The 11,818-nt window shown below is 66.1% G+C and carries 9 protein-coding genes; 8 read left to right on the top strand and 1 reads right to left on the bottom strand.

Annotation, left to right across the window (positions count from 1 at the left end; genetic code table 11):
* Window positions 1-50 precede the first annotated feature (50 nt).
* From ACTJLC_RS00135 to ACTJLC_RS00100, 8 genes are all read left to right on the top strand, one after another.
* Window positions 51-506, top strand: coding sequence for an arsenate reductase/protein-tyrosine-phosphatase family protein (locus ACTJLC_RS00135; protein WP_073426642.1), 456 nt, complete (start codon window positions 51-53; stop codon window positions 504-506).
* Window positions 500-1,744 (top strand): polysaccharide biosynthesis/export family protein, encoded by a 1,245-nt coding sequence (locus ACTJLC_RS00130; RefSeq protein ID WP_374710259.1) that lies wholly within the window; start codon window positions 500-502, stop codon window positions 1,742-1,744. The genes ACTJLC_RS00135 and ACTJLC_RS00130 overlap by 7 nt, the downstream gene beginning before the upstream one ends.
* 167 nt (window positions 1,745-1,911) lie before the next feature.
* Window positions 1,912-4,110 carry a polysaccharide biosynthesis tyrosine autokinase gene (locus tag ACTJLC_RS00125; RefSeq protein WP_310159202.1) on the top strand — a complete coding sequence of 733 codons (2,199 nt, stop codon included), beginning with the start codon at window positions 1,912-1,914 and terminating at the stop codon, window positions 4,108-4,110.
* A gap of 78 nt (window positions 4,111-4,188) precedes the next feature.
* A complete protein-coding gene (locus tag ACTJLC_RS00120; protein ID WP_083084286.1) occupies window positions 4,189-5,121 on the top strand; it encodes a glycosyltransferase family 2 protein in 933 nt (310 codons plus the stop codon).
* 97 nt (window positions 5,122-5,218) lie between these two features.
* A complete protein-coding gene (locus ACTJLC_RS00115; RefSeq protein ID WP_310128771.1) occupies window positions 5,219-6,394 on the top strand; it encodes a glycosyltransferase in 1,176 nt (391 codons plus the stop codon).
* Between the two features lie 3 nt (window positions 6,395-6,397).
* The gene (locus tag ACTJLC_RS00110; protein ID WP_073426639.1) at window positions 6,398-7,861 is read left to right on the top strand and encodes a glucose-6-phosphate isomerase; all 1,464 of its coding nucleotides are present in this window, start codon (window positions 6,398-6,400) and stop codon (window positions 7,859-7,861) included.
* Window positions 7,858-9,087, top strand: a complete 1,230-nt coding sequence (locus tag ACTJLC_RS00105; protein ID WP_073426638.1) for a glycosyltransferase family 4 protein — start codon at window positions 7,858-7,860, stop codon at window positions 9,085-9,087. The genes ACTJLC_RS00110 and ACTJLC_RS00105 overlap by 4 nt, the downstream gene beginning before the upstream one ends.
* A 79-nt stretch (window positions 9,088-9,166) precedes the next feature.
* Window positions 9,167-10,333, top strand: coding sequence for a glycosyltransferase family 4 protein (locus ACTJLC_RS00100; RefSeq protein WP_310317910.1), 1,167 nt, complete (start codon window positions 9,167-9,169; stop codon window positions 10,331-10,333).
* 301 nt (window positions 10,334-10,634) lie between these two features.
* Here ACTJLC_RS00100 and gmd read toward each other — a convergent pair whose 3' ends face one another.
* Window positions 10,635-11,678, bottom strand: coding sequence for a GDP-mannose 4,6-dehydratase (gene gmd, locus ACTJLC_RS00095; RefSeq protein ID WP_073426636.1), 1,044 nt, complete (start codon window positions 11,676-11,678; stop codon window positions 10,635-10,637).
* Window positions 11,679-11,818: the final 140 nt, after the last annotated feature.

Genomic DNA, 11,818 nt, shown 5'->3' with positions numbered 1-11,818 from the left:
GTCGACGCCAACGCGCCGTCACGAAGCGTCTCACCCGAAGGGAGTCCGCTATGTTCGCCAACGTTCTGATCGTCTGCCACGCCAACGTGTGCCGTTCGCCTGCCGCCGAAATGCTGTTCAAGGCCCGGCAGCGATTGACGTCGCGCACGTCATCAGCGCCGATCGCGTTTCATTCGGCGGGCATCCGTGCCGTGAACGGCCACGGCATGGACCCGGTGATGCAGCGCCTGCTCGCGGAGCGGGGCGTCGCCTCCGGGATCCACTACTCGAGACGTCTCGACCGGCAACTCGTGCGCGCCGCCGATCTGGTGCTGGTCAGCGAGCGCGCGCAGGTGAGCGCGGTCGAGGCGCTCGATCCGGCCTCGCGCGGCAAGGTTTATCCGCTCGGCAAGTGGGAGGCCGATTCCGACGTCGCCGATCCGCACGGCGGCGCGGAAACCACTTATAGGGAGAGTCTCGTGCTCATCGAACATCTGGTCATGGGATGGCTGAAGAAAATATGCTGATGAAAAAAACCGCTGCAAGCTCGCTTGCGAACTTCACATCGACGGGCTTCGACTCGACGCGTTTCAAGTCGAGAGTCGCCGCCTCGCTTTTGCTGACGTCCTTTCTGTCGGCCTGCGCCACCGCACCTGGCAATTATCTCGACACCTCCCGTCTGAAAGACGACGGCCAGCACCAGAGCCAGGCCGCGGAAACCTATCCGGTCCATCTGATCGACGGCCCGCTGGTCGCCGCGCAGGCGCAAGCCGCCGCCGCCGCGACCCAGGTGCTGCCGACCTCGCGTTTCAGCGATCCGTCGCAGTACGTGTACCGTCTGTCGCCGCAGGACATTCTCGGCATCACCGTGTGGGATCACCCCGAATTGACCACCCCGCAGGGCAGCACGCTGTCCTCCGGCGGCAACACCACGCAAAGCGTCGCCGGCGCGTTGCAGCAGCCCTATACGGCCGCGCTGCCGGGCCAGGCCGATCCGTACGGCCAGACCATCGCCGCCGACGGCACGATCTTTTTCCCGTTCGTCGGCCGCATCAAGGCCGCCGGCAAGACGCCGGGCGAACTGCGCGATCAGCTCGCATCGGGCCTCGTGCGCTATATCCGCAATCCGCAGGTCGACGTGCGCGTGCTGTCGTACCGCGGCCAGAAAGTGCAGGTCACCGGCGAGGTGAAGACGCCGGGGCCGCTCGCCGTCAGCGACGTGCCGCTCACGCTGGTCGACGCGATCACGCGCTCGGGCGGCTCGACCGGCGACGCGGACATCCAGCGCGTGCGTCTCACGCGCAACAACAAGCTCTATGTGCTCGACGCCAACCGCATGCTCGACAAGGGCGACACCACGCAGAACGTGATGCTGCAAGGCGGCGACGTGATCAACGTGCCGGACCGCAGCGACAGCCGCATCTTCGTGATGGGTGAAGTGAAGACGCCGATCCAGGTGCCGATGCTGAAGGGCCGTCTGACGATCGCCGACGCGCTCACGCAGGCGGGCGGCATTCTCGACACCGACGCCAATCCGCGGCAGATCTTCGTGATGCGCGGCATGCGCGAGAAGCCGACCACGCCGGACGTGTACCGCCTCGACATGACGCAGCCGGACGCGATCATGCTGTCGTCGCAGTTCCAGTTGCAGCCGATGGATGTCGTGTATGTGGGCACCGCCGCCTCGACCACCTTCAACCGTGTGTTGCAGCAGGTCTTGCCGAGCGTGCAGACGTTGTTCTACCTGAAGCAGTTGACGCGCTAAGCCGCGACGGCGTCGACGGGTCCGCGCCGCCTTCACGGGGCGCGGGCCCTCGACACGGAAAGACAGGCAAGCCAGCCGGGAAGCAGGATGAAAGAAGCAAGAAGCCCAGACACACGCCGCAGCAACCGATACGGGATCGAATTGTGAGCAATCAAATCTCTCCATACATGGCCGGTCCGGTTCGGACCGAAGAAGAGGACGTCGTCCTCGGGCAACTGGTGCAGGTGATCCTCGACGACATCTGGTGGCTGATCGCCATTGCCGCGGTGATCGTCGGCATGGCGGGCGCGTACTGCTACCTTGCCAAGCCGGTGTATTCGGCCGACGCGCACGTGCGCGTCGAGCAGTCCGACAACACCTCGCAGGCGCTCACGCAGACGCAGACGGGCGCGGCGATCACCACCGGCTCCACCTCGCTGCCGACCGACGCCGAGATCGAAATCATCAAGAGCCGCGGCGTGGTCGCGCCCGTGGTGCAGCAGTTGAAGCTGAACTTCAGCGTCACGCCGAAGATGTTCCCCTTGCTCGGCAGCATCGCCGCGCGCATGGCGAGCCCCGGCCAGCCGGCGCGGCCGTGGCTCGGTCTGTCGTCGTACGCATGGGGCGGCGAAGTGGCCGACGTCGATTCGATCGACGTGGTGCCCGCGCTGGAAGGCCAGAAGCTCACGATGAAGGCCATCGACGACCAGCACTACGAGCTCTACGCGCCGAACGGCACGCTGCTGCTGCGCGGCCAGGTCGGCCAGCAGGAGCAGGGCGGCGGCGTGACGATGCTCGTGAACAAACTGGTGGCGCGTCCGGGCGAGCAGTTCACCGTGATGCGCGCGAACGATCTCGACGCGATCACCGCGTTCCAGTCGTCCATCAGCGTGCAGGAGCAGGGCAAGCAGACCGGCGTGATCCAGATCTCGCTGGAGGACAAGGACCCGGCGCACGCGGCCGAGGTCGCCAACGCGCTCGCGCAGTCGTATGTGCGCCAGCACGTGCTGAACAAGCAGGCCGACGCGAGCAAGATGCTCGACTTCCTGAAGAGCGAGGAGCCGCGCCTGAAGTCCGATCTCGAACGCGCCGAGGCCGCGCTGACCGCGTATCAGCGTCAATCCGGCTCGATCAACGCGAGCGAGGAAGCCAAGGTCTACCTGGAAGGCAGCGTGCAGTACGAGCAGCAGATCGCCGGCTTGCGTCTGCAGATGGCGCAGCTCACCGAGCGTTACGGCGACGACCATCCGACGCTCAAGGCCGCGCGCGAACAGATGGCCGAATTGCAGGCGCAGCGCGCCAAGTACGCCGACCGCTTCCGCGATCTGCCCGCCACCGAAGTGAAGGCCGTGCAGTTGCAGCGCGACGCGAAGGTCGCCGAGGACATCTACGTGCTGCTGCTCAACCGCGTGCAGGAGCTCTCGGTGCAGAAGGCCGGCACCGGCGGCAACGTGCATATCGTCGACGCCGCGTTGCGCCCCGGCGTGCCGGTCAAGCCGAAGAAGGTGCTGATCCTGTCGGCGGCGGTGATTCTCGGCCTGATCGCGGGCACGGGTTTCGTGTTCCTGCGCCGCAATATGTTCAAGGGCATCGACGACCCCGATCACATCGAGCGCGCTTTCCATCTGCCGGTGTTCGGCCTCGTGCCGTTGAGCCCCGAGCAGGCGCTGCTCGAAAGCAGTTTCGAGCGCGGCGGCGAACGCCTGCGCTCGGTGCTGGCGAACGCGCGGCCGAAGGACGTCACGATCGAAAGCCTGCGCAGCCTGCGGACCTCCATGCAGTTCACGATGCTCGACGCGAAGAATCGCATCGTCATGCTGACGGGCCCGATGGCCGGCGTCGGCAAGAGCTTCCTGACGGTCAATCTCGCGGTGCTGCTGGCGAATTCGGGCAAGCGCGTGCTGCTGATCGACGGCGACATGCGCCGCGGCGTGCTCGAACGCTATCTGGGCGGCGCCCAGGACAACGGCCTGTCCGAATTGCTGAGCGGCCAGATCTCGCTGGAGGAAGCGATCCGCAACGCACCCGTGGAAGGCTTGAGCTTCATTTCGTGCGGCCGCCGTCCGCCGAATCCGTCGGAGCTGCTGATGTCGCCGCGCCTGCCGCAATACCTCGACGGCCTCGCCAAGCGCTACGACGTGATCCTGATCGACACGCCGCCGGTGCTGGCGGTGACCGATGCGTCGATCATCGGCGCGTATGCCGGCTCGACCTTCTTCGTGATGCGCTCGGGCGTGCACAGCGAGGGCGAGATCGCCGACGCGCTCAAGCGTTTGCGGGCCGCCGGCGTGCACGTGCAGGGCGGCATCTTCAACGGCATGCCGGCGCGCGCGCGCGGCGGCTACGACCGCAGCTATGCGGCGGTTCAGGAATATCTGAGCACCTGAGATGAGGCGCGTTGACGAGCCCCTGAACTTCGCGCGCATTCGAAGGCTGTCGCAATGACGATAACAAAGGACATCACGATGAAAGTGACGGTACTGGTTCCGACTTACCGCCGCCCGGCCGATCTGGCGCGCTGCCTCGCGGCGCTGCAACGGCAATCGCGCGCGCCGGACGAAGTGGTGGTGGTGGCGCGCGCCGACGACGAAGCGACCCATGCCTGTCTGCGCGATCCGGCGGTGCCGGGCAAGCTGCCGCTCGCCGTGGCGCTGGTCGACGTGCCGGGCCAGGTCGCGGCGCTCAATCGCGGACTGGACGCCGCCACGGGCGACGTGATCGCGATCACCGACGACGACGCCGCGCCGCACGCCGACTGGGTCGAACGTATCGCGGCCGCGTTCGAAAACGATGCGCGCCTCGGCGCGCTCGGCGGACGCGACTGGGTGCATGAAAAAGGCCGCGTGCTCGACGGCCAGCGCCCGCTGGTGGGCAAGGTCACCGCGCACGGCAAGATCATCGGCAATCATCATCTCGGCGTGGGCGGCGCGCGCGAAGTCGACATCCTGAAGGGCGCCAACATGAGCTACCGGCGCGATGCGGTGCGCGCCATCCGCTTCGACGCGCGTTTGCGCGGCGCCGGCGCGCAGGTCCACAACGACATGGCCTTCAGCCTCGCCGTGAAGAACGCCGGCTGGAAGCTGATGTACGACCCGCGCGTGGCGGTCGATCACTTCCCCGCCGAACGTTTCGACGACGACCGGCGCGACGCGCAGACCATGACCGCGTTGCGCAACGCCGCCTTCAACTTCCATCTGATCCTGCGCGACCAGTTGCCGCCGCTGCGCCGCGAAACCGCGTGGTGGTGGTGGACGCTGGTCGGCACGCGGGTCTATCCGGGACTCACGCACGCGGCGCTCGCACTCGTGTCGAGGCAGGCGGCCCTGAAGCTGTCGCGCTGGCGGGCGGTGCGCACCGGCGCGCACGAGGCGCGCCGCGCGCTGTCACGCGCCGCGTGAGCGAAACCAGCGACATGTCCGGCACGTTCGTGCATCGGCTGGCGCGCGGGCACGCGCGCGGCGATGCCCCTTTCCACCGGCAGACCGGAGTGACTGCATGAGTACGAAAGTTCACGTTCACCTGTTTTATGGCGCCGACCCGCGTTTTTATCGACCGGGCGACAACATCGGCTGCCTGTATGGCTATCACCACGCGGAATCCGACGCGTTCGCGCTGACCTATTCGCAGGACGCGCGCGAAGGCAAGGCCGCGCGCCTCTTGCGCCGCGCGCTGAAGGCGGCGCTCGGCTTCGACTTCATCCACACGTGGCGCAACCGCGCCGACATGCTGCGCGCCGACGTGATCTGGACGCACACCGAACAGGAATGGCTCTCCGCCGCGCTGATGTTGCTGCTCTCCGGCCGCAAGGCGGGCGCCGAGTCCTCGCCCTTGCTGCTCGCGCAAAGCGTGTGGCTGCTCGACAAGTGGCCTTCGTACGGGATGCTGCGTAGCTGGCTGTATCGCAAGCTGATGACGCGCGCCGATCAGTTGACCACGCTCGCCAGCGAAAACGCCGAGCTGTGCCGGCGCTATTTCGACCGCGATGCGAAGCCGCTGCTCTACGGCCTGAATACCCAGGACTTTCCGGTGCGCGCGCCGAGCGAGTGGAAGCCGCACACGCCGCTGCGCATCGCCGCGATCGGCAACGACCGCGACCGCGATTGGGAGACGCTCATCAAGGCGCTCGGCAACGACGACCGCTACACGGTGAAACTCGCGACGCGCCGCCGGATTCCCGCCTCGCTGCGCGCGCCGAACGTCGAGATCGCGCTGTTCTCGGGCATCAAAAAGCAACACGAACTGTACGACTGGGCCGACGTGATCGTCGTGCCGCTGCGGCCCAATACGCACGCTTCGGGCATCACCGTGATGCTGGAGGCGGCCGCCGTCGGCAAGCCGATGGTGGTCACCAACGTCGGCGCGTTGCAGGATTATTTCCCGGCGGGCGAGGCCGCGTATATCCCGCCGTTCAATCCGCAGGCGCTGCGCGAAGCGGTGGACCGGTTCGTCGCGTCGCCGGCTGAAGCGTTGCAGCAGGCCCAGGCGGCGGCGGCCGGTTTGCTCTCGCGCGATCTGACCACTCAAAGCTACGCGATGCAGCACGTGCGGATCACGCAGGACATGCTGCGGGCGCGCGCGGCGTTGCGCGGGCGCGCGGCCGGTGCGGGCGCGGGTGCGGGCGCAAGCGGTTCCGCCGGACAGCGCGCGCGCGAATCGCGCGGAGGCTTCTAAACGATGTCGACGATCACGCGAGCCGGCGCCGACGGCGCACCGCGAGCCGTCTCCAACGGCCGCAAGGAGTGGATGCCGGAGGCGCTGCTGTGGCTGATCACGGCGCTCATGATCGGCGCGCGTCAGGGCACGGTGCTCACGCTCGCGTTTCCGCTGCTCGCGATCCTCACGGGCCTGTGGCTGTATTTCAGGAATCCGGCGCGCTACATCGGCTTCATGTGGTGGCTGTGGTTCCTGAGCCCGGAAGTGCGGCGTCTCGCCGACTGGTCCAAGGGCTCGTTCACGCCCACCAGCCTGATCCAGGTCGCGCCGCTCGCGGTGACGATGATCAGCGCGTTCTCGTTGCTGCGCTACTACCGGCTGCTGTCGCAGCGGCGCGGCTTGCCGGTGCTGCTGGTGCTGCTCGGGCTCGCCTACGCGTTCATGATCGGCGTGATGTCGAGCGGGCCGCTCGCCGCCACCTACGACCTCGCGAACTGGCTCTATCCGATCCTGATCGGCTTTCACATCATGGCGCACACGCGCCAGTATCCGCAGTACCGCGACACCATCGTCAACACCTTCATCTGGGGCATGCTGGTGATGGGCGGCTACGGGCTGATCCAGTTCTTCATCATGCCGCAGTGGGACGCGCTGTGGATGCTCGGCTCGCAGATGAACTCGCAAGGCGACGCCGTGCCGATGGGCGTGCGCGTGTTCAGCACGATGAATTCGTCGGGCCCGTTCGCGTTCGCGATGATGGGCGCGATGGTCTTCGTGATGGCGGCCACGCACCGCGTGCGCTGGATCGCCGCGGCGCTCGGCTTCTTCTCGTTCGCGCTGAGCCTCGTGCGTTCGACGTGGGGCGGCTGGATCGTCGCGCTGCTGATTCAACTGGTCAAATCGAACAACAAGGTGCGCGTGCGCATCATCGCGAGCGCGGTGCTGCTCGCGGGCCTGTGCGTGCCGTTGCTCGCGGTCGGCCCGGTGGCCGAGCGGATGCAGGCGCGGCTCTCCACCATCGTCAACCTGAACGACGACCAGAGCTACGCCGCGCGTAACGAGTTCTACGCGACCTTCGCGAAAACCGCCTTTACCGACGTGGCCGGCGAGGGCATGGGCGCGACCGGCACCTCCACCAAGCTCTCGAACGACGGCGGCCAGCTCGGCCAGTACGGCAACTTCGACAGCGGCGTGATGAACATTCCGTTCGTGCTCGGCTGGCCCGGCACGCTGCTGTACATGTCCGGCATCGTCTGGCTGGTGGTGCGCGCGGTGCTCGCGTCGTTCAGGATGCGCAACGACAAGTTCGTGTCCGCCTGCCTGAGCCTGAGTCTCGCGACCTTCGCGATGCTGGTGTTCACCAATTCGCTGGTCGGCACAGGCGGACTGCTGCTTTTCATGAGTGTTTTTTCGATCCTTTCTGCGGTGCACTACGAAAAAATGAACCGCAGACGCACGCTATTTGTCCACGGAGGCACTGAGTGAGAGTCGCCATTGTCACGCACGTCGTGCGCCATAACGACGGCCAGGGGCGCGTCAACCACGAGATCGCGCGCGCCGCGCTCGACGAGAACATCGGCGTCACGCTGGTCGCCTCGCACGTCGCGCCCGATCTGCTCGCCCACCCCAACGTCCGCTGGGTGCCGATGAAAATCGGCCGCTGGTGGCCCACCAATCTGTTGCGCCAGCAGGTGTTCGCGTTCAAGAGCGCGATGTGGCTGCGCGCGCATCGCAGCGAATACGACGTGCTGCACGTGAACGGCTTCATCACGTGGATGCCCGCCGACGTCAACACCTCGCACTTCGTGCATAGCGGCTGGTTCGGCAGCAAGTACTATCCGTTCGGGCTCACCAAGGGCGTGTGGTCCGCGTATCAGTCGATCTATACGCGCTGCAACGCGCTGCTCGAACGCTGGGCCTACCGCCGCTCGAAGGTCATCACGGCGGTGTCGCAGAAGGTCGCCGACGAGATTCGCGCGATCGGCCTCACGCCGGATAACCGCGTCGATGTGATCTACAACGGCGTCGACACGCAAGGCTTCGCCGCGGCCACCGGCGACCGCGAGAAATTCGGCTTGCCGAAGGACGCGTTCCTGCTGCTGTTCGTCGGCGACTTGCGCACGCCGCGCAAGAACCTCGGCACGGTGCTCGCCGCGCTCAAGCATCTGCCCGGGCACGTGCAGATGGCGGTGGCCGGTTTTCTGCCGGGCAGTCCCTATCCTGAAGAAGCGAAGGCGCTCGGCATCGCGCATCGCGTGCATTTTCTGGGGCTCGTGAAGGAGATGCCGGTGCTGATGCATTCGGTCGACGCCTTCGTGTTTCCCTCGCGCTATGAAGCGATGAGCCTGTCGCTGCTCGAGGCGATGGCGGCGGGTCTGCCGGTCGTCACCGCGCGCACGGCGGGCGGCGCCGAGATCATCACGCCGGAATGCGGCATCGTGCTCGACGACCCGGACGATCCCAAGGCGCTGGCCGGCGCGGTCGCGCGTCTCGCCGACAACGACGGCGCGCGGCGCGCGATGGGTGTCGCCGCCAACGAACTCGCCACCGGCTTCGGCTGGGCCCGGATGGCCGCGCAATACATCGCGCTGTACCGGCAACTGGAAGGGCAGCAGAAAAACCGCCGGCGCAGCGACGCGGAAGCGGCGGTGGTCGCCAAGACCGACGCGTTGACGCTGAACACGCTGGCCGGACAGAAGAGCGCCGAATGATCGCGCGGACCTCGCTTGCACGATCGCGCGCCGCATCGCTTGACTCACACAACTCACAGAACGCACAGGGGCAACAACCATGACGACGAGCTCAATCAAATCGCTGCAGATCGGGATGCACTGGTTCCCCGAGCGCGCGGGCGGCCTCGACCGCATGTACTACTCGCTGGTCGGCGCGCTGCCGGGCGCGGGCGTCGCGGTGCGCGGCGTGGTGGCCGGCTCGCCCAAGGTGGCCGCGGACACCGGCGGCGCGATCAACGGCTTCGGCTCCGCCGCGCAATCGCTGCCGTTGCGGCTGATGGCGGCGCGCCGCGCGCTGCGTCAGGAAATCAGCCGGTCGCGCCCCGACGTGATCTCGTCGCACTTCGCGCTGTACACGTTTCCGGGGCTCGACGTGACGCGCGGCATTCCGCAGGTCTCGCATTTTCAGGGACCGTGGGCCGACGAGAGTCATGTGGAAGGCGCCGATTCGCTCGGCCAGCGCGCGAAGCGCTATCTGGAGCAATCGGTGTATGCGCGCTCGTCACGGCTGATCGTGCTGTCCGAGGCGTTCGGCAAGATTTTGACTTCGCGCTATCGCATCGCGCCGGATCGGGTGCGCGTGGTGCCCGGCTGCGTCGACGTCGAGCAGTTCAATCTGCCGATCACGCCGGCCGAGGCGCGCCTCAAACTGCAATTGCCGCAAGACCGGCCGATCGTGCTGGCGGTGCGGCGTCTGGTGCGCCGCATGGGTCTGGAGGATCTGATCGACGCGGTGAAGCTGCTCAAGCGCAGCGAGCCCGACGTGCTGCTGTTGATCGCGGGCAAGGGGCGGCTCGAAGGCGAGTTGCAGGCGCGCATCACCGAGGCCGGGCTGGAGAACAACGTCAAGCTGCTGGGCTTCGTGCCCGATCAGCATCTGGCGGCGTTGTACCGCGCGGCGAATATCAGCGTGGTGCCGACGGTGGCGCTGGAAGGCTTTGGGCTGATCACCGTCGAATCGCTGGCGTCGGGCACGCCGGTATTGGTGACCCCGGTGGGCGGTTTGCCGGAAGCGGTGGCGGGTCTGTCGCCGAACCTGGTGCTGCCGGAGACGGGCGCGAAGGCAATCGCCGAAGGCCTGGCGGGCGCGTTGAACGGCTCGCTGAAGATGCCGGATTCGGATGCGTGCCGCCGCTACGCGCGTGAGAACTTCGATAACTCGGTGATCGCGAAGCGGGTCGCCGCGGTGTATGGCGAGGCGATCGCGGCGGGCGGGGTGCATTGAAGCAAGGCCACGCGCTGCTCCGCGCGGAGGGTGCATGGATGGGGCGGCTTCGGCCGCTCATTATCGTGGCCGTTGAAGCGTGGTCGTTGAAGCGTTGTGGTTAAAGCGCTGTCGCTAAAGCGCTAAGTTAGCGGTCGGCAAGCGCTGCGTTTGTCGTTTTCCAGCTAAGCAATAGACCGGTTTGTCGCTATCCAGCTTTTCCCCGGAAAGCAATCCCACTCCGCGAAATCATTCACGGCCTCCGGACACTACGGTATAGACCGTCGAGTCCGGAGGCCGTGACGCGGCAAACGCGCTCAGATCAAAACGTCTCGTGATGCTCGTTGCGCCCGATATCCGCATGAACCATCATGTGGCATAGCTGTTCGAGCGTGGTTTCCGGCTTCCAGCCGAGCTTCTCATGCGCCTTGTCGGCGCAGCCGATCAGCAGATCCACTTCGGCCGGACGGTAGAACTTCGGATTCACGCGCACCAGGGTCTTGCCGGTGGCGACGTCGATACCGATCTCGCGTTCCTCCTTGCCCGACCACTCGATCTGATAACCAGCCGCGGCAAACGCCATGAGCACGAAGTCGCGGACCGTTTCGGTGCGGCCGGTGGCGAGCACGAAGGTATCCGGTTCATCGGCTTGCAGCATGCGCCACATGCCTTCCACGTATTCGAGCGCGAAACCCCAGTCGCGCTTCGCGCTCAGGTTGCCGAGTTCCAGCACGTCCTGCTTGCCGAGCTTGATCTTGGCGACGGTGTCGGTGATCTTGCGCGTGACGAATTCGCGGCCACGTAGCGGCGATTCGTGATTGAACAGAATCCCGCTGCTCGCGAAGAGGCCATACGACTCGCGGTAGTTGATGGTCGACCAGTGCGCGAACAGCTTGGCCACGCCATACGGGCTGCGCGGATAGAAGGGCGTGTCCTCGCGTTGCGGCACCGCTTGCACGAGGCCGAACATTTCCGAGGTCGACGCCTGGTAGTAACGGGTCTTCGGATTCAGAATGCGGATGCCTTCGAGCAGATTCAGCGCGCCGATGCCGGTCACTTCCGCGGTGGTCACAGGCTGGTCGAACGAGACGCCCACGAAGCTTTGCGCGGCGAGGTTATAGAGTTCGTCGGCCTGCGCGCCTTCGAGCAGGCGCAGCGTGGAGCCGAGGTCGGTCAGATCGTGTTCGACCAGACGCAGATTCGGATGATCGAGCACGCCGAGCTCACGCATGCGCCAGAAGTTGACGGAACTGGTGCGCCGGTACGTGCCGGTCACGTGATAGCCCTTGTCGAGCAGCAGTTTGGTCAGATAGGCGCCGTCCTGCCCGGATACGCCGGTGATGATCGCTTTGCGTGGTTGGCTCATAGCTTGCCTTCGATATTGGTAAAAGAGAAAGAGAAGAAGCAGTCGCGCCGGCTACGGCGCATGTCATTGGCACACTTTTGTCGACGAACACAGCGGCACGGTCATTGGCACATCAAGCGGCACACCCCGCGGCAACACTC

The sequence above is a fragment of the Paraburkholderia sp. 22099 genome, from assembly GCF_052045835.1.
Classification (GTDB): Bacteria; Pseudomonadota; Gammaproteobacteria; order Burkholderiales; family Burkholderiaceae; genus Paraburkholderia; species Paraburkholderia terricola.
This window is presented reverse-complemented; position numbering and strand designations above follow the sequence as displayed.

Excerpts from the sequence above, each read along its gene's own strand:
- ACTJLC_RS00135 (WP_073426642.1), top strand. The coding sequence starts at position 51 with ATGTTCGCCAACGTTCTGATCGTCTGCCACGCCAACGTGTGCCGTTCG.
- ACTJLC_RS00120 (WP_083084286.1), top strand. The coding sequence starts at position 4,189 with ATGAAAGTGACGGTACTGGTTCCGACTTACCGCCGCCCGGCCGATCTG.
- gmd (WP_073426636.1), bottom strand. The coding sequence starts at position 11,678 with ATGAGCCAACCACGCAAAGCGATCATCACCGGCGTATCCGGGCAGGAC.
- ACTJLC_RS00130 (WP_374710259.1), top strand. The coding sequence starts at position 500 with ATGCTGATGAAAAAAACCGCTGCAAGCTCGCTTGCGAACTTCACATCG.
- ACTJLC_RS00110 (WP_073426639.1), top strand. The coding sequence starts at position 6,398 with ATGTCGACGATCACGCGAGCCGGCGCCGACGGCGCACCGCGAGCCGTC.
- ACTJLC_RS00125 (WP_310159202.1), top strand. The coding sequence starts at position 1,912 with ATGGCCGGTCCGGTTCGGACCGAAGAAGAGGACGTCGTCCTCGGGCAA.
- ACTJLC_RS00115 (WP_310128771.1), top strand. The coding sequence starts at position 5,219 with ATGAGTACGAAAGTTCACGTTCACCTGTTTTATGGCGCCGACCCGCGT.
- ACTJLC_RS00100 (WP_310317910.1), top strand. The coding sequence starts at position 9,167 with ATGACGACGAGCTCAATCAAATCGCTGCAGATCGGGATGCACTGGTTC.